The sequence below is a fragment of the Comamonas sp. MYb69 genome, from assembly GCF_037479315.1.
In the GTDB taxonomy this organism is placed as follows: domain Bacteria; phylum Pseudomonadota; class Gammaproteobacteria; order Burkholderiales; family Burkholderiaceae_C; genus Comamonas.
The window spans coordinates 108,154-125,826 of the sequence record NZ_JBBGZG010000005.1; the positions used below are offsets into that span (position 1 = coordinate 108,154).

A 17,673-nucleotide genomic window follows, 5' to 3' on the forward strand; every position below is an offset into this window, starting at 1 on the left:
ATCAGTGCTGCGCTGTCCATTTTGGCTGGCGCGAAGTGGAGGTTTCGCAATCACAAACGGCGCAGGTGTGGGCAAACCGGCGCGCCGGGCCGATGATGGCGGTTTTGCAAAAAATAGCCTGGAGACAAGCATGACCACCACCATCAACCGCCGCCAGCTGCTGGCGCTGGGCGCAGCGCCCCTGGCCGCCGGCCTGCCTTTGCTGCATGCGGGGGCTGCGCATGCGGCCGACTACCCCAGCAAGCAGGTGAAATTCATCGTTCCCTTCCCGCCCGGCGGCCCGGTTGATACGACGGCGCGGGCTTTTGTGCCGCCGCTGGGCCAGCTCTGGGGCCAGGGCACGTTTATCGACAACCGTGCTGGCGGCGGCGGCATCATTGGCGCGGAGATGGCGTCGCGCCAACCGGCCGACGGCTACAGCCTGTTTGTCGGCGCAATCCACCATTCGGTCAACCCCTCGCTGCATCCCAAGCTGAGCTATGACATCCAGAAGGACTTTGTGCCGGTGAGCTTTGCGGCCATGTTCCCGGTGTTCCTGGTGGTCAACCCCAGCGTGCCTGCCAAGAATGTGCAGGAGCTGATCGCGCTGGCCAAAAAGCCGGGCAGCAACCTGGCCTTTGCCTCGTCGGGCAATGGCGGTGGCACGCACCTGGCCGGGGAGCTGTTCAACATGCATGCCGGCACCAAGCTCTTGCACATTCCCTACAAGGGCAGTGCCCCGGCGATGACCGATGTGCTGGGCGGCCAGGTGGCCATGATGTTCAGCGACGCGCCCACCGCCATCGGCCATATCAAGAGCGGCAAGGTCCGCGTGCTGGGCGTTGCCAGCCCCAAGCGCTCGGCGCTGATGCCCGAGGTGCCCACCATTGCCGAGCAGGGATTGCCTGGCTATGAGGCCTATTCCTGGGCGGCGCTGTTTGCGCCGGCGGGCACGCCCAAGGAGATCGTTGCCAAGGTCAATGCCGATTTCAACCAGGTGATGCGCGCCCAGGAAGTGCGCCAGCGCCTCTATGTGGCGGGCGCCGAGGCCGACCCCGGCACGCCCGAGGAGATGGCGCAGCGCCTGCAGTCGGAGATCGACAAATGGGCGCGGGTGGTCAAGGCCGCGCAGATCCGCATCGATTGAGCGGGAGGCTGCGCGGCTTGATGCGCTCGGTGGTGCAGGCATGCACAATGGAGGGATCTTGTACTTGCAGACCCCCTCTATGGACCTGATCTCTGGCAGCGCCGACCCCCATTTCCAACCGGTGGCGCTGGAAAAAGCCTACCGCCTGCTCAACCACGGCCCCACGGTGCTCGTGTCCGCCACCCATGGCGGCGAGCGCAATGTGATGGCCGCCGCCTGGGCCTGCGCGCTGGACTTCACACCGCCCAAGGTGACCGTGGTGCTGGACAAGGCCACGCGCACCCGCGCGCTGGTCGAGGCCAGCGGCCGCTTTGCGCTGCAGCTGCCCACCGTGCCCATCGCCGCCTTGACGGTAGAGCTGGGCACGATCAGCGCGCTGCAGCAGCCGGGCAAGCTCGCCCAGTCGGGCGTGCAGCTGTTTGATGCCCCCGGTCAGCAAACGCCCTTGGTCGCTGGCTGCGCCGCCTGGCTGGAATGCCGCCTGCTGCCCGAGCCGCACAACCAGCACAGCTATGACCTGTTCATTGGCGAGGTCACCGGCGCCTGGGCCGATGACCGGGTGTTCCGGGAGGGCCACTGGCATTTCGAGACTGCGCCGCAAGACCTGCGCACTTTGCACTATGTGGCAGGCGGCCATTTCTATGCGATTGGCGAGGCCATCGATGTGCCCGCGCCTAAGGCTTGATCGCGCACCTGGCTGCATCCGCGCCAGCTTTGGCGCTGGGTCGGCCTGATGTTTCCGATCTTCCTGGCCATACTTGCGGTCGGCCTGGCCCTGCTGGGTTGGCGCACCCTGCGCAAACGCCGCCAGCTGCGCTTTTTGCAGCAATACCGCTTGGATGCCGCCTACCGCAAGGCGCTCTGGCGTGACTACCCGCATCTGAATGACGCGAGCCTGGCGCAGGCCGAAGAGGCGCTGCGCCAGTTTTTTATCATGCACTGGCTCGCTCCCCGCGCGCAGCTGCAGATGCCCTCACGCCTGGCCGATATGCTCTGGCATGCCTTTATTCTGGATACGCGGCGCTACCAGCAGTTTTGCCAGCAGGCCTTTGGCCATATGTTTCACCACCTGCCCGCGCAGGCCGCCAGCGCTGGGCCATCACAGAGCCAGGCAGCAGCGATGCAGCCGAGCTGGAATGCGGCGATGCACACCCGGCGCTATATGGTGGGCGCACTGCTGGGCGGCATACCGCTGTTGTTTGCGCTCGATGCCGCTGCCGCGATTGACGATGGCTGGCTGTACCCGCCGCAGTTGCTGGGCCAATGGGCCAGCGCATTTGCTGCAGCGCTCGGCGCCGGGGCGGCGGGCAGCAGTGCTGATAACAGTGCTAGCGCCAGCAGCGACAGCGGCAGCCACCGTGGCGACAGCAGCGCAGGCGATAGCGCCGATATGGTGAGCAGCAGCACCAGTGCGGACAGCGAGGGCGGCGCGTCCAGCTGCAGCGGCAGCAGTTGTGGCGGAAGCAGCTGCGGGGGCGGCAGCAGCGATTGAGCGGCAAAGCCTGCGTGGGCCCAAGGCGTTGTTGCGGCTTCGCAACCTGTGGGGGCTTGCTGCGGGGATAATGCTGCCCCTATGTCGCTCAAGATTACGTTTCCCGAATCCCTGCCAGTTTCCGCCCGCCGTGATGAAATCATGGAGGCCATGGACCGCCACCAGGTCATCATCGTCTGCGGCGAGACCGGATCGGGCAAAACCACCCAGCTGCCCAAGATTGCACTGGCCCTGGGCCGCGGCAAGGTCAATGCCACCCCCAATGACAAGGGCGAGGTGCGCGGCCATTTGATCGGCCACACGCAGCCCCGCCGGATTGCGGCCAGCAGCGTGGCCAAGCGCATTGCCGAAGAGCTGCAGACGCCGCTGGGCGATGTGGTGGGCTACAAGGTGCGTTTTCAGGACCGTTTGTCCAAGGACGCCTCGGTCAAGCTGATGACCGACGGTATCTTGCTGGCCGAGACCCAGACCGATCCGCTGCTCAAGCAATACGACACCTTGATCATCGACGAGGCCCATGAGCGCAGCCTCAATATCGACTTTTTGCTGGGCTATCTGCGCCAGCTCCTGCCCAAGCGCCCGGATCTGAAAGTGGTGGTGACCTCGGCCACCATCGATGCCGACCGCTTTGCCAAGCACTTTGCCGGCCCGCAAGGCCCGGCGCCGGTGATCATGGTCTCGGGCCGCACCTTCCCGGTGGAGATGCGCTACCGGCCCTTTGAAGATGCCAAGGACTACGACCTCAACGATGCGATTGCCGATGGCGTCGACGAGTTGTGGACCGGTGGGGCTGGCGGCGACATTCTGATATTTCTGCCTGGCGAGCGCGAGATTCGCGAGGCCGCCGACCATCTGCGCAAGCACCTGCAGCACTCACCGGTGCTGCGCAATGCCGAGGTGCTGCCGCTCTTCTCGCGCCTGTCGCAGGCCGAGCAGGACCGCATCTTTGAAGGCCATACCGGCCGGCGCATCGTGCTGGCCACCAATGTGGCCGAGACCTCGCTCACCGTGCCCGGCATCCGCTATGTGATCGATGCCGGCACGGCCCGGGTCAAGCGCTATTCCTTCCGCAGCAAGGTCGAGCAGCTGCTGGTCGAGCCCGTCAGCCAGGCGGCGGCCAACCAGCGCGCCGGCCGGTGCGGGCGCGTGGCCAACGGTATCTGCATACGTCTCTATGACGAGGCCGATTTCCAGTCGCGCAGCCCCTTCACCGATCCGGAAATTCTGCGCTCGTCCTTGGCCGGCGTCATCCTGCGCATGAAGGCCTTGCGCCTGGGCGATGTGGTGAATTTTCCGTTTCTCGAAGCACCGTCGGGCCGCGCCATTGCCGACGGCTACCAACTGCTCGCCGAGCTGGGCGCGGTCGATGAACAAGGCGAGCTGCTGCCGATGGGCCAGGCCTTGTCGCGCCTGCCGCTGGACCCGCGCGTGGCGCGCATGATTGTCGAAGCGCGCGAGCGCGGCGCGCTGGCCGAGGTGCTGGTGATTGCCTCGGCGCTGAGCGTGCAGGATGTGCGCGACCGCCCATTGGAAGCGCAGCAGCAGGCCGACCAGCAGCATGCCAAGTTTGACGACGAAAAAAGCGAGTTCAGCGGCTACCTGCGCCTGTGGAAATGGCTGCAGGATGCGCGTGGCGGCAAGGTGGTGGCCAAGAGCCGCAAGGACATGGCCCAGCAAGCAGCCCCGGCCAAGGGCCAGGCGATAGGGCGCAATGCCGCCTTTTTGCCGGTGGCCCAGCGCAGCACGGGTGCGGCTGCATCGGTGGAGTCCGCCGCGCCGCTGGCCGCTTTCACGCCGCAAGACAGCGTAGTGGCCGACGAGGCCAGCCACAAGCTCAGCAACCGCCAGTGGGAGCAGCTGCTGCGCCAGAACTTCATCAATATCCGTCGCGTGCGCGAGTGGCGTGACATCCATTCGCAGTTGCTGACGGTGGTCAAGGAGCAGCGCTGGCCGATGAATGAGGAGGCCGCTGGCTATGAGGCCGTGCATCTGTCGATGCTCTCGGGCCTCTTGGGCAATATCGGCTTCAAGACCGAGGAGGGCGATGGCTACCTGGGCGCGCGGGGCATCCGCTTCCACCCGCACCCCGGTGCGCACCTGTCCAAAAAACCCGGCCGCTGGATTGTGGCGGCCGAGCTGGTCGAGACCTCGCGCCTCTACGGGCGCGGCATTGCCGCCATCGAGCCCCAGTGGCTCGAGCAGGTGGGCGCGCATCTGCTGCGCAAGCAGTTGCTGGATCCGCACTGGGAGAAAAAGCAGGGCGAGGTGGCCGCCTATGAGCGCGCTACCCTGTATGGCCTCGTGGTCTACAGCCAGCGCCGCATCAGCTACGGCAAGATCGACCCGCAAGGCGCGCGCGATATCTTTATCCGCCAGGCGCTGGTTGAGGGCGACTGGGAGACGCGCCTGCCGTTCTTGCAGGCCAACCAGAAGCTGATTGCCAAGGTCGAGGAGCTGGAGCACAAGAGCCGCCGCCAGGATGTGCTGGTGGACGATGCGCTGATCTATGCGTTCTACGACCAGCAGATTCCGCAGGATATCTGCACCGGCCGGGCGCTCGAGCGCTGGGTCAAGGACGAGAGCGCGCGCAACCCCGATCTGCTGCGCCTCTCGCGCGACGAGCTGATGCGCCATGAGGCCGCCGGCATCACGACGGCGGCCTTCCCCAAGACCATCAAGATGGGCGGGGTCGATTGCACGGCCAGCTACCTGCACCAACCCGGTGACCCGCGTGACGGCGTGACCGTGACGGTGCCGCTCTTTGTGCTCAACCAGGTGAGCGAGGAACGCGCTGAATGGCTGGTGCCGGGCATGCTCAAGGACAAGATCCAGGCCTTGCTCAAAAGCCTGCCACAGCGCCCGCGCAGCCGCTTTGTGCCACTGGCTGAAAACGCCCAGCGCCTGGCCGAGCTGCTGGGCAGTGCCGAGCGCTTTGGTGCGGGCAGCCTGGTCGAGGTGCTGCTCAAGCAGGCACGCGACGAGACCTCGCTGGACATCAAGCGGGCGGACTTCAAGCTTGACATGCTCAGCCCCCATCTGTTCATGAACTTCCGCATCAGCGACGAGCATGGCCGCCAGCTGGGCCAGGGCCGCAACCTGGGCGCCCTGAAGGCCCAGTGGGGCGCCAAGGCCCGTGGCGCCTTCCAGGCGTTGGCCGAGCTCAAGATCGCGCCGCAGGCCGATGGTGCTGCAGCGCCGGCGCAAGCGCAAGCGCCTGCCGCCCCTGCCAAGCAGGGTGGCAAGGCGGCGCCTGCAGCCAGCGCTGCGGTGCACAGCAAGGCCCAGGGGCCCGTGCATGCGGCCGACAAGCTCTGGACCGATTGGGGCTTTGGCGCCTTGCCCGAGCTCATGGAGATCAAGAAGGGCAACCAGACGCTGATTGGTTTCCCGGCGCTGATCGACCACGGCAACGGCGTCGGCATCGAGGTGTTTGACGAGCCCGAGGTGGCAGCCAACCGCCATGCGCTGGGCCTGCGGCGCCTCTTTGCGCTGCAGATCCGCGATGCGCTCAAGTACCTGGAAAAGAACATTCCCGATCTGCAGAAGATGGCGGTGGGCTATATGCCGCTGGGCACGCAGGAAGAGCTGCGCGAGCAGATCATCAATGTGGCGATTGACCGCGCCTTTTTGCAAGAGCCGCTGCCGGCGGACGCTGAGCAGTTCAAGCAGCGGGTGCAGGAGGGGCGCGGGCGCCTGACCCTGATCGCCAACGAGGTCGCGCGCATGGCCGCTGGCGTTTTGCAGGAGTACATGGCGGCGGTGCGCAAGATCAAGGACACCAAGAACGCGCCTGAGGCCACGGCCGATGCCCAGCAGCAGCTGCAAAAGCTGGTGCCCAAGAACTTTATCGCGATTGCGCCCTGGGCCCAGCTGGGACACTATGCCCGTTACCTGAAGGCGATCACCGCGCGCCTCGATAAGTACCGGGCCGACCCTGCCCGCGATGCCGCCAAGCTCAAGGAGCTGCAGCCATTGGAGCAGCGCTATTGGCGCCTGGTGGCAGAGCGCAAGGGCCAGGTGGATGCGCGCATGCAGGAGTACCGCTGGATGCTCGAAGAGCTGCGGGTGAGCTTTTTTGCCCAGGAGCTGCGCACGCCATACCCGGTCAGCAGCAAGCGGCTGGACAAGGTCTGGCAGCAGTTGCAGCAGTAAGGACTTAGGGATAACCGGCCATGCTGCCTTGCGCAACATGGCCGGCTTTTCTTTGTCAAACCAGGCGTTCCACCACCTCGTCCACCGTCAGCACATCGCCAAAGAACAGCATCCAGTTGTTGAGGCTGTGGACATGCTCATAGGGCGTGACGGCGGCCAGCGCGTCGTCGACCATGATGGTGGCGTAGTCCAGCATCATCGCGTCGCGCGCGGTGGATTCGCAGCAGACATTGGTGACGGTGCCGCCGATCAAGACGGTGCGCACGCCCTGCGCCTTGAGGACGGCGTCGAGATCGGAGGCGCCGGGGGCCAGCGCGCTGTAGCAGCGCTTGACGACAGTGAGGTCGCCAGGCTGTACATCGAGCGCGGGCGGCATCGCAAAGCCGGCGTGGCCGCTGCCCAGCTCCAGCAGCCGGCGCGCGCTGCGCTCGGGCGTGAGCATATGGCGGTGGTGGTGCGACCAGAACTGGTCGGCGCCATCGGCGCTGGTCTTGATCCACACCACGGTGCCGCCCTTGGCGCGCAGCGCGGCTGCCAGCTGGTTGACCTTGGCAAAGATCGCGCGCGCTGGCGCGCATTCGCCCTGGTAGCCGGGCTGGGTGTAGTAGTTTTGCAAGTCCACGACGACAAAGGCGGTGGCCGCGGCGTCCAACTGGTCATAGGGGTGGAGCACCCCCTGGCGGGCCAGCACGCGCTCTTCAATCCAAGGCTCAAACTGCATGGGGCTATCTTTTCTGGTGTGGGTTTCAAAGGGCTCAGGCGTAGCGGTGCTGCACGCTTTTTTCCAGGCGGGTGACGGCCATGTACATCACGGCCGACAGCAAGGCCAGCACGACGATGGACGCCATCACCACATTGAGCTTGAACACCTGGCTGCCGTTGACGATCAAAAAGCCCAGGCCGGCGCTCGAGGACTGGAACTCGCCGACGATGACGCCGATCAAGGACAGGCCAATGTTCATCTTGATCGCGGCAATCACCGCGGGCACGCTGCCGGGGAAGACCACATACTTCATCACCTGGGCCTTGCTGGCGCCCAAGGTGGTGGCCAGCTTGATCTTGTTGGGGTCGATGGCCTGAAAGCCTTCGTAGACCACCATGATGGTGATGAACAGCGAGATGGCCACCGCCATGCCGTAGACCGAGTATTCCGAGCCCAGCCAGATGTAGAAGATCGGCACAAAGGCAATCTTGGGCATGGCATTGGCGATCACGAGGAAAGGATCGAGCACCTTTTTCAAAAAGCTGCTCCACCACAGCAGGGCAGCCATGCCGATGCCCAGCAGCATGCTGACGACAAAGCCGATCACCGTGGCCTTGAAGGTGATCCAGGTGTGGCCCAGCAGGTCGCCGTTGCGGGCCAGATCGACCAGGGTGGGCAGCACGGCAGACGGGTAGCTGGTGAGCATGGGGTTGAGGATGTGGCTGCGCGCGAGCAGTTCCCAAATCAACAGGAATGCCAGCAAGAGCCCTGCGCGGCTCAGTGCCACCAGGCGCTTGCGGCGCTGGATCTGGGCCAGCCACTGGCGGTATTCGGGGCTGCGGGTGTCGGCTTGGGCCGGGGCCGCCGTGTTGGTGGTGTTCATGACGGTGCTCATGCTTAGCCTTCCACGTGGGCGTCGATCTCGTCCCACAGCACATTGAAGTAATCGTTGAATTCAGGGCAGCCTCGGGCCTCAAAAGGCGTGGGCCGTTTGCCGCCCTGCGAGGGGAAGTCCATGTGGTGCACCGATTTGATGCGGCCGGGCCGGCGCGAGAGCACGATGACGCGGTCGGTCATTGCAATGGCCTCGCCGATGTCGTGCGTGACCAGGATCACCGACTTGCCTTCGTCGCGCAGCACATCGACCACCTCATCGGCAATCGACAGGCGGGTTTGCGAGTCGAGCGCCGAGAAGGGCTCGTCGAGCAGCACCACATCCGGGTTGGTGACCAGGGTGCGGGCCAAGGCTACGCGCTGGCGCATGCCGCCCGAGAGCTGGCGCGGGTAGTGGTGCAGGTAGTCGCCCATGCCGCATTTGTGCAGCAGCTGCGTGGCGCGCTTTTCGGCGGCCGCCAGGTCCTTGTTCTGGATCTGGGCGCCCAGCAGGGTGTTTTCCAAAATGGTGCGCCACTCGAACAGGTAGTCCTGCTGCAGCATGTAGCCGATGCGCGGGTTGGGTCCGACGATGGTCTGGCCATCGACCAGCACCGTGCCGCTGGACGGCGGCAAAATGCCTGCCAGGATCGACAGCAAGGTGCTCTTGCCGCAGCCCGACTGGCCAATCAGGCTGATGAATTCGCCTGCCTTGACCGAGAGGTTGATGTTCTGCAGCGCTTGGGTCTCGCCCTGGGGTGTGAAATAGCGCAAGGAGACGTTGTCGACATGGACGCGGTAGGGGTGGGTCATCGCAGCTCCTTATTTTTGCGCCAGGCTCTGCACCAGGCCCATGTCGACAAAGCGGGCGTAGTCGACCTTTTTGCCGGCCTCCAGCACACCGCCTTGCACCAGCATGTCCTGCAGCTGGTCCATCGCCTGCTTCTCGACCATCGGCGTCTTCTTCCACAGCTGCAGCTGCTGGTAGCGCTCAATGGCGCTGACCAGCTCGGCCTTGCTCAGACCCGTGAAATAGCTGCCCACCAGATCGGCCAGCTCGCCCGCCGGTGCAGCAGCGGTGTACTGCTGGGCTTTCGCCACCGCCTGGGTCCAGGCCTGCACGGCAGCACGGTTTTTCTTCAGGTAGGCATCGGTGGTGGTGAACACGGTGTAGTCGACCATGCCCACTTCCTTGCCCACCGCGCCCAGCGGGAAGGCCTTGCCTTGTTTTTCCAAGCTGCTGGCCTCGGGCTCCAGAAAGGTGGCGTAGTCGTTTTGCCCGGCCAGCCAGGCGCCGGTGCGCGCGGCCGGGCCGATATTGCTGACCAGCGTGAGGTCTTTTTTCGGATCGAGCCCCTTTTTGCGCAAGGCCGCCTCCAGAAAGATATCGGGGTTGGAGCCCGGGCGGAAGGACATGATCTTGCTGCCCTTGAGCTTGCTCCAGTCAAAATTGGCATCGGGTTTGCGGCCCATCAGCAAGAAACCGTCGGTGGCAGTCAGTCCGGCAAACACAATGGGTTTGACCGGCGATTCGCTGTTGGCGACATAGATCGAGGCCTCGGGGCCAATCAGCACAATATCGGCGCTGCCCGAGAGCAGGGCGGCCATGCCCTTGTCGGTGCCCTGCGAGGTTTTCATGCTCATCTCGATGCCCGCGTCCTTGAACATCCCCTTCTGGATGCCCACATACATGGGAACATAGAGCACCGAGCGCACGACCTCCTCGTAACGGATCTTGTGCGCTGTCTGCGCCTGGGCATGGGACAGCGGCAGCAGCGCCGCCAGCAGGGAGGCAATAAGGGCCGTACGGCGGCGAAACATGTTCTTCATACCCACTCCTTGTATACAGAAAATAGCGACAGATGAATAAAAACAGCTTCATGCAAGAACAATGCCGAAATAAATGCTGAAATTTTCGGATCAATGTCTTGTTATGTATTCAGTATCCAATTTATCGTGCATGCCGAGGATCGGTGTTAACCATCAGGACTGGAGTCCGGGATTGGGTGTAGGGCGAGGTGTGGTGAGGGCCGATGGCGGCGGCTTTGGGAGCCGGCCTTGATGCCGCGGCGCATGGCTGCGCGATGGGCCCCCAGGCTGCGGCGCGCACTGTTTTGGTCCCGGCCGCTGACGGCCGACGAATGGGTGCTGCTGGCGCGCTATTTTGGCCAGCCGCAGCACCCGGGCTGGTCGCGCATGCGCCTCTACCTGCGCCGGCTGGGCGATACGCGCAGGGCGCTGTCGTTCAACGGCGGCTTTGTGTCGATGCCGGCGCACTGCTTTGCGGCGTCAGACCCGCGCCAGTGCCTGCGGCTGGCTGAGCCGCTGGTTGCAGGATGGCTGGCCCACGAGGCCTTCCACCACTGGCAGCGGCTGCAGGGCAGGGCGGTAACCCGGCAGGCATTGGGCCTGCAATGGCGCTTTTGGCGCCATGGCATCAACCCCTATGCCTATACGCCCAGTGCATCGCCGGCGGAGCTGCTGGCCCAGTTCCAGCAGGCCCAGGTCGAGCAGCAGGCGCAGATGTGGCAAGACGCGGTGATGGCCGATATCGCCTGGCGCCAGGCCGGGCCCGGTGCGGCGCGGGAGCGGCTGGCAGCCGCTGCCCAGCGCTGGCATGCGGTGCTGCACTGGGTGCAACAACAGGGCGCGTCACACCGGGGCTTGCCGGTCCCCTAAGCGACGGGCTGGTGCCTGCGCCGCTGGGCATACTGGACCGCAACTCGCTTTGAATGTTCGGGACCCGCCATGACCGCTGCTGCAGACCTGCCTGCCTCCACTTCCACCTCTGTCCCGGTATCTGCCCCGATATCCGCCCATTGGCCCGGGCGTGTGCCCCGGCAGCTGACCTTGCCGGCCACCTCGGTCTGGGACAACCTGGCCGTCAATGCCCGGCGCTATCCGGACCATGCCGCACTGGTGTTTTTTGACCAGGCCATCAGCTATGGCCAGATGTGCGAACAGACCGAGCGCCTGGCCGCCCATCTGTACCAGCAAGGCGTGCGCAAGGGAGACCGGGTCATCCTGCTGATGCAAAACTGCCCGCAGCTGGTGTTGGCGCACTACGCGATCCTGCGCGCCAATGCGGTGGTGGTGCCGGTCAACCCGATGAATACCGCCGCCGAGCTGGCCCACTACATCAGCGATGCCGATGCGCGCGTAGCGATCACCACCGCCGATCTGGCCCCTGCGCTGTGCCAGGCCAGCAGCAGCCTGCCTTCCGAGCAGCAGCTGGCGCACCTGGTTATCAGCCATCTGTCGGACACCATGCCGGCCGATGCCGCTACGCAGCCGGATTTTCCGCCTGCCTGGCAGCCTTGGTTGCTGGGCGCGCAGCCTTTGCCGGGTGCCGATCTGCTGGGTGCCACCACGGTCAGCCGCTGGCTCGATGCCGTCGAGTGCCGTGCCGAGCCCCCCGCCGGCGAGGTAGCGGCCAGCGATATGGCGATCCTGCCCTACACCAGCGGCACCACCGGCCTGCCCAAGGGCTGCATCCATGCGCACAGCCATGTGCAGCATGCGGCGATGGCGGGCGTACTCTGGGGCCGGCAAAGCACAGAGAGCGTGAACCTGGTCGTGGCGCCGATGTTCCATATCACCGGCATGGTGTCGATCATGCATGTGCTGATCTGCGCCGGAGCCACCTTGGTGATCATGCCGCGCTGGGACCGGCAGCTGGCGGCCGCGCTGATGGCGCGCTACCGGGTGACGCACTGGGCCAATATCCCGACCATGGTGGTGGACCTGCTGGCCAGCCCGAACCTGGCGCAGATGGACACCCGCAGCCTGGTCTACATGGGTGGCGGTGGCGCGGCGATGCCGCAGTCGGTGGCGCAAAGGGTCAAGGAGGTCTGGGGCCTGGACTATATCGAGGGCTATGGCATGACGGAGACCTGTGGTGCCTCCCATGCCAATCCCTATGAGCACCCCAAGCAGCAGTGCCTGGGGCTGCCGCATATCGGCATGCAGTCATTGGTGATCGACCCCGAAACCTGGCAGCCCCTGGCCGACGGTGAGGTGGGTGAGATTGTGGTGCAGGGCCCGCAGGTGCTGCAGGGCTACTGGAAGCAGCCCGCTGCCACGGCCGCCAGTTTTGTCGAGGTGGGCGGGCAGCGCTTTTTCCGCACCGGTGACCTGGGTTACCGCGATGCCGATGGCTACTTCTTCCTGACCGATCGCCTGAAACGCATGATCAATGCCAGCGGCTACAAGGTCTGGCCCGCCGAGGTCGAGAGCCTGATGTACCGCCATCCTGCCATCCTGGAGGCCTGCGTGATCTCCGCCCGCGATGAATACCGGGGCGAGACCGTCAAGGCGGTGGTGGTGTTGCGCCAAGGCCAGCAGGGCCTTGTCAGCGCGCAGGACATTATCGACTGGTGCCGCGAACACATGGCGGTGTACAAGGCGCCGCGCCTGGTGCAGCTGGTAGACCAGTTGCCCAAGAGTGGCAGCGGCAAGGTGATGTGGCGCTTGCTGCAGGAAAAGGAGTAAAGGTGCCGTGGGATGCCTGCAGGCGCATAGGCGGGGAGGGATGCACTACCACCAGCGCATGAGGCGCAGCATCTTGAACCAAAACCCGTCGCCATACTGCACCGCTAGCCAGCCACAAACCACCGGGCAGACAACGCAGAGGATGGCCCAAGTCGTCCAGCTTGGGTAGGTTTTAAAGCCGATGACACCCGCGACAAACAGGCCCAGCAAGATTCCAAAAAAGAGGCGAACATTGCGCTCGGCGCTGTCGCGGGGTGGGTCTTCATGCATGGCGTTCTGAGGCTCGTGGTGAGCCAGCCAGTGTAGGTGGGCGCAGCGGTCTCGGCCCAGCCTGATGTAGGGTGCAGGCTACACGCTTCCGGCCTTTTCAACCACCAAAATCCGCGCCTCGCCCTGCGGGTGGGCCACATGCTCGCAGCCCACGCCGGCGTGGAAGATATCGCCGGCCTGCAGCAGGGCTTGCTTTTCTTCGCCCGCCTCGCGCCAGTGCATCACCACCAGGCCCTGCATCACCGCAAAAACTTCCTCGCCGTCGTTGACATGCCAGATATAGGGCTGGTCCGTCCAGTGCAAACGGACGCTGGTGCCGTTCATCTGGGCAATGTCCTGGGCGCCCCAGGGGCGCTCGGCGGTGAATTCCTGGCTGCGGATGATGCGTTGCATAGTGTCTCAGTGCAAAGGCACGTTAAGCGGTCGCGTTCAACTCCTGGCTGATGGCCTCGATCTGCTCGGACAGCTCCAGCCAGCGCTCTTCGAGCTGCTCGATCTCGCCATTGACGGCGCTCAGCTGCTTGCCGGCTTCGACGATATCGGCACCCGACAGACCCGGGGTCGCGAGCTTGGTCTCCAGCGCATCGCGCTGCGCGTTGAGCTGGGGCAGCTTCTTGTCGATCTGTTCCAGCTCCTTTTTGAAGGGCTTGGTCTTGTCGGCCAGCTGCTGGCGGGCCAGCGCTGCCAGGCGGCGGGCTTCCTTGGGGTCGCCCACGGGCTCGGCCTTGGCGGGCGCAGGCGCAGGGGCTGGCGCGGGTGCCGCAACCGGTGCCGCGACGGGCGCGGCCACAGGGGCAGGCGCTGCATCCTTGCTGCGCGATTGCATATCGGCCTGGCGCGCTTCTTCGCGCAGGCGCTTGGATTCGTCCAGCAGGTAGCGCTGGTAGTCGTCCAGATCGCCATCGAAGGGGCCGACCTGACCACGGCCGACCATCCAGAAGTCCTCGCAGACGGCGCGCAGCAGATGGCGGTCATGGCTGACCAGCATGACGGTGCCGTCAAAGTCGTTGAGTGCCATCGCCAGCGCTTCGCGGGTGGCCAGGTCCAGGTGGTTGGTTGGCTCATCGAGCAGCAGCAGGTTGGGGCGCTGCCAAACGATCATTGCCAGCACCAGGCGGGCTTTTTCGCCACCGCTCATGCTGCCCACGGCCTGCTTGACCATATCGCCGCTGAAGTTGAACGTGCCCAGGAAGTTGCGCAGGTCCTGCTCGCGCGCGCTGTTGCCTTCGCTGCCGATTTCCTTGGCCAGGCGGATCATGTGCTCGAGCGGGTTTTCGCTTGGGCGCAACACGTCCAGCTCCTGCTGGGCAAAGTAGCCGATATTGAGGCCCTTGCCCTCGGTCACGGTGCCGGCCAGGGCCTTCATCTCGCGGGCAATGGTCTTGACCAGGGTCGATTTACCCTGGCCGTTGGCGCCCAGAATACCAATGCGCTGGCCTGCCAGCACCGAGCGGTTGACGCCTTGCAAGATCGTGGTCTGCTTGCCGTCTTCGTCCTCATAGCCAAAGGCCGCGTCGGTGATCGCCAGCATCGGGTTGGGCAGGTTGGCCGGTTCCTTGAATTCGAAGGTGAACTCGGCCTCGGCCAGCACGGGCGCGATCTTCTCCATGCGGTCGAGCTGCTTGACCCGGCTTTGCGCCTGTTTGGCTTTGCTGGCCTTGGCCTTGAAGCGGTCAATGAACTTCTGCAGATGCGCCATCTTCTCTTGCTGCTTGGCAAAGCTGGCTTGCTGCAGCTCCAGCTGCTGGGCACGCAGCTCTTCGAAGCGGCTGTAATTGCCGCCGTAGCGGGTCAGCTGCCCACCCTGGATCTGCAGGGTCACATTGGTGATCGCGTCGAGAAATTCGCGGTCATGGCTGATGGTGATCAGGGTGCCGGGGTAACGTTTGAGCCAGGCTTCGAGCCAGACCAGCGCGTCCAGATCCAAGTGGTTGGTCGGTTCGTCGAGCAGCAGCAGATCGCTGGGGCACATCAGCGCGCGGGCCAGCTGCAGGCGCATGCGCCAACCGCCCGAGAAGCTGTTGACCGGGTGTTCCAGCTCCTGCACCTTGAAGCCCAGGCCCAGGATCAGCGCCTGCGCGCGGGGAACGGCATCGTGGGCGCCGGCATCGGCGAGGTCCGCATAGGCCTGGGCCAGGGCCATGCCGTCGCCGGATGCCTCGGCAGCTTCCAGCTGCGCCTGTACTTCGACCAGGCGGGTGTCGCCCTCGAGCACAAACTGGGTGGCCGATTCGTCGGTTTCGGGCATGTGCTGGGCCACCTGGCCCATGCGCCACTGGGCGGGGATGTGGAAATCGCCACCGTCTTCCGTCAACGAGCCGTTGAGCAGCGCAAACAGCGTGGACTTGCCAGCGCCATTGCGGCCGACCAGGCCCACCGATTCGCCCGGGTTGATGGTGGTGGTGACGCCGTCAAGCAGCACTTTGGTGCCGCGGCGCAGGGTGATATTTTTCAGCGTAATCATGAATGGCCTCGATTATCGCCGCCCTGGGCTTGGCCCAGGGCCATGCAGGGCATAGCGGGCAGTGGTTGGCCGCACGGCTTGCGCCATTGGCGTTCGCCCAGGCGCCTGCTGCAAGCCCAGGTAGGCCAATGCCGCATGCCCTTGTAGGAGGCGGCAGGTGTTGGGCGCTGACACCGGCCTGGGCCTACCCAAGCCCCGGCCACAGGGCCATACTGCAGTGTGCAAACGCCATATTTCAGTGATGGCAATCACAAGGACAGTGCTATGACAACAGCCTCTGAAATGCATGGACGGACTGCCGGTGACCGCCAGCCAGCACACAGCCTGGGCGCGGCTGCAGCGGCGCGGTCCCACTGGCAGCTGGCCGACATTCCCTATGCGCAGATCGACCATGGCGCGGTGGCGAACGACGAAGACATGTTCTACTTGCTGATGAGCGCCTCCTTTGTCGAGACCGGCTCGGACACCTATGCCGCCAACCTGGGCGCGCACTATGCCCGCTACCCGGACATCCAGCATTGGCTGCAAGAGCGCTGGGAGCATGAGGAGCTGCAGCACGGCGCATCGCTGCGGCGCTATGTGGAGGCGGTCTGGCCCAGTTTTGACTGGCAAAAGGCCTATGACAGCTTTTTTGCCGAGTATTCGCTGCTGTGCACGCAAGAGGCGCTATTGGAAGACCCGCGCCTGGAGATGGTGGCGCGCTGCGTGGTGGAGACGGGCACCACGGCCTACTACCACACCTTGCGCGCACTCAGCCAGGAGCCGGTGCTGACCGAGCTGCTGGGCCATATCCGCAATGACGAGGTCGGCCACTTCAAGCATTTTTTGAGCTACTTCAAAAGCCTGCAGGCCCAGGAGCCCGTTGGCCGGCTGCGCATTGCGAAGGCGCTGTACAGCCGCTTGAAAGAACTGCGCGAGAGTGATTCCGATGTCGCGCTGCGCCATGTGTTTGCCCACAAGGGCGCGCTGTTTGCCGACCGGCAGCGCCGCTTTGACGATGTCGCCCAGCGCATCTACCACCTGATCAGCAGCGGCCTGCCGGCCCAGCTGGCGGTGCAGATGCTGCTCAAGCCGATGCTGCTGCCGCCCAGGCTTGAATCCTGCCTGCACCGGCCCATCAGTCGGCTGGCCTGCAAAATGCTGGCCTACTGAATCAACGCTGAACCAGGCTCAAAGCTGCGTGGGTTGTTCCTGCGCCCAGTGCATCAGCGCTTCGCGAGTCAGCAGCAGCACCTGGTCGTCGCCGGCGCTGGTGTCCATCCAGAACACCGGCAGCCCAGGGAAGGCGGCTTCAAAGTAGGCGCGCTCGTTGCCAATCTCCAGCACCAGCACACCGTCTTCGCTCAGGCGCAGGGGCAGCTCCAGAATCAGGCGACGCACAAAGTCCATGCCGTCCTGGCCACCGGCCAGTGCCAGCACGGGCTCGGCCTGGTATTCCAGCGGCAGGCTGGCCATGCTCTGGGCGTTGACATAGGGAGGATTGCAGAGGATCAGGTCCCAGGCGCCACGGGCGTTCGCCATACCGTCTGATTGAACCAGCTGCACGCGCTCTTGCAGCCCGTGCTGGTCCACATTGATGCGGGCCACGGCCAGCGCATCGGCCGACAGATCGGCGCCGGTGACCTGCACATCGGGGTAGGCCATGGCGGCCAGGCAGGCGAGGCTGCCGTTGCCGGTACACAGGTCCAGCACCTGGCGGGTCTTGTCGCTCAGCCAGTCGTCAATGCTGCCATCGGCCAGCAGCTCGGCAATCAGGCTGCGCGGCACGATGGAGCGCTCGTCGATGTAGAAGGGCACGCCTTGCAGCCAGGCCTGCTGGGTCAAGTAGGCGGCGGGCTTGCGGCTGCGGATGCGCTCGGCCACAAGCGCTTCGAGCTTTTGGCGCTGTTCATCGCCGACGGTTTGGTTCGCCACCGATTCAGCGCCATCCGGGCTGGTGTCGCTGTCCACCGGCAGGCCCAGTGACCACAGCACCAGCCAGCTCGCTTCGTCCTGCGCGTTGGTCGTTCCATGGCCAAAATGCACACCGGCAGCGCTGAGCGCTGCTGCGCTGTCATCAATCAGGGTGCGGATGGTGGTCATGGCTCAACTCAGGCAAAAAT

The 17,673-nt window shown here is 64.7% G+C and carries 15 protein-coding genes; 7 read left to right on the top strand and 8 right to left on the bottom strand.

What is annotated here, in order from left to right; all coding sequences use genetic code 11:
- Window positions 1-130: 130 nt before the first annotated feature.
- The 4 genes from WH303_RS08765 to hrpA all read left to right on the top strand — a co-directional run bounded on the left by WH303_RS08765 (window position 131) and on the right by hrpA (window position 6,770).
- Window positions 131-1,126: a tripartite tricarboxylate transporter substrate binding protein gene (locus WH303_RS08765; protein ID WP_312987554.1), complete on the top strand. Its 996-nt coding sequence runs from the start codon at window positions 131-133 to the stop codon at window positions 1,124-1,126.
- A gap of 79 nt (window positions 1,127-1,205) precedes the next feature.
- On the top strand, window positions 1,206-1,811 hold the full coding sequence (locus WH303_RS08770) for a flavin reductase family protein (protein ID WP_339518004.1): 606 nt from the start codon (window positions 1,206-1,208) through the stop codon (window positions 1,809-1,811).
- 48 nt (window positions 1,812-1,859) lie between these two features.
- Window positions 1,860-2,618 (top strand): glycine-rich domain-containing protein, encoded by a 759-nt coding sequence (locus tag WH303_RS08775; protein ID WP_339518006.1) that lies wholly within the window; start codon window positions 1,860-1,862, stop codon window positions 2,616-2,618.
- A gap of 81 nt (window positions 2,619-2,699) precedes the next feature.
- Window positions 2,700-6,770, top strand: coding sequence for an ATP-dependent RNA helicase HrpA (hrpA, locus tag WH303_RS08780; RefSeq protein WP_339518007.1), 4,071 nt, complete (start codon window positions 2,700-2,702; stop codon window positions 6,768-6,770).
- Window positions 6,771-6,825: 55 nt separating this feature from the next.
- On the opposite strand, the gene WH303_RS08785 is transcribed toward hrpA, so the two are convergent.
- The 4 genes from WH303_RS08785 to WH303_RS08800 are packed head-to-tail and all read right to left on the bottom strand — an operon-like array spanning window position 6,826 to window position 10,176.
- The gene (locus tag WH303_RS08785) at window positions 6,826-7,491 is read right to left on the bottom strand and encodes an isochorismatase family cysteine hydrolase (RefSeq protein ID WP_021024937.1); all 666 of its coding nucleotides are present in this window, start codon (window positions 7,489-7,491) and stop codon (window positions 6,826-6,828) included.
- A gap of 34 nt (window positions 7,492-7,525) precedes the next feature.
- Window positions 7,526-8,368, bottom strand: coding sequence for an ABC transporter permease (locus WH303_RS08790; protein ID WP_339518008.1), 843 nt, complete (start codon window positions 8,366-8,368; stop codon window positions 7,526-7,528).
- A gap of 2 nt (window positions 8,369-8,370) precedes the next feature.
- Entirely contained in the window at window positions 8,371-9,159 is a 789-nt protein-coding gene (locus tag WH303_RS08795; protein ID WP_021024935.1) for an ABC transporter ATP-binding protein, read from the bottom strand.
- Window positions 9,160-9,168: 9 nt separating this feature from the next.
- Complete coding sequence (locus tag WH303_RS08800) at window positions 9,169-10,176, bottom strand: ABC transporter substrate-binding protein (protein WP_021024934.1); 1,008 nt, start codon at window positions 10,174-10,176, stop codon at window positions 9,169-9,171.
- Between the two features lie 243 nt (window positions 10,177-10,419).
- Here WH303_RS08800 and WH303_RS08805 point away from each other — a divergent pair, with 243 nt between their 5' ends.
- Together WH303_RS08805 and WH303_RS08810 are read left to right on the top strand one after the other, a co-directional pair.
- Window positions 10,420-11,025 carry a hypothetical protein gene (locus tag WH303_RS08805; RefSeq protein WP_339518010.1) on the top strand — a complete coding sequence of 202 codons (606 nt, stop codon included), beginning with the start codon at window positions 10,420-10,422 and terminating at the stop codon, window positions 11,023-11,025.
- Between the two features lie 69 nt (window positions 11,026-11,094).
- Window positions 11,095-12,837: a long-chain fatty acid--CoA ligase gene (locus tag WH303_RS08810; RefSeq protein ID WP_339518011.1), complete on the top strand. Its 1,743-nt coding sequence runs from the start codon at window positions 11,095-11,097 to the stop codon at window positions 12,835-12,837.
- A 45-nt stretch (window positions 12,838-12,882) separates the two neighbouring features.
- Here WH303_RS08810 and WH303_RS08815 read toward each other — a convergent pair whose 3' ends face one another.
- The 3 genes from WH303_RS08815 to WH303_RS08825 all read right to left on the bottom strand — a co-directional run bounded on the left by WH303_RS08815 (window position 12,883) and on the right by WH303_RS08825 (window position 15,571).
- Window positions 12,883-13,107 (bottom strand): hypothetical protein, encoded by a 225-nt coding sequence (locus WH303_RS08815; RefSeq protein ID WP_339518013.1) that lies wholly within the window; start codon window positions 13,105-13,107, stop codon window positions 12,883-12,885.
- Window positions 13,108-13,185: 78 nt separating this feature from the next.
- Window positions 13,186-13,500, bottom strand: coding sequence for a cupin (locus WH303_RS08820; protein WP_339518014.1), 315 nt, complete (start codon window positions 13,498-13,500; stop codon window positions 13,186-13,188).
- 22 nt (window positions 13,501-13,522) lie between these two features.
- The gene (locus WH303_RS08825) at window positions 13,523-15,571 is read right to left on the bottom strand and encodes an ABC-F family ATP-binding cassette domain-containing protein (protein WP_339518016.1); all 2,049 of its coding nucleotides are present in this window, start codon (window positions 15,569-15,571) and stop codon (window positions 13,523-13,525) included.
- A 264-nt stretch (window positions 15,572-15,835) separates the two neighbouring features.
- Here WH303_RS08825 and WH303_RS08830 point away from each other — a divergent pair, with 264 nt between their 5' ends.
- On the top strand, window positions 15,836-16,723 hold the full coding sequence (locus tag WH303_RS08830) for a ferritin-like domain-containing protein (protein ID WP_339518017.1): 888 nt from the start codon (window positions 15,836-15,838) through the stop codon (window positions 16,721-16,723).
- Between the two features lie 18 nt (window positions 16,724-16,741).
- On the opposite strand, the gene prmB is transcribed toward WH303_RS08830, so the two are convergent.
- A complete protein-coding gene (gene prmB, locus WH303_RS08835) occupies window positions 16,742-17,653 on the bottom strand; it encodes a 50S ribosomal protein L3 N(5)-glutamine methyltransferase (RefSeq protein WP_339518019.1) in 912 nt (303 codons plus the stop codon).
- Window positions 17,654-17,673 lie beyond the last annotated feature (20 nt).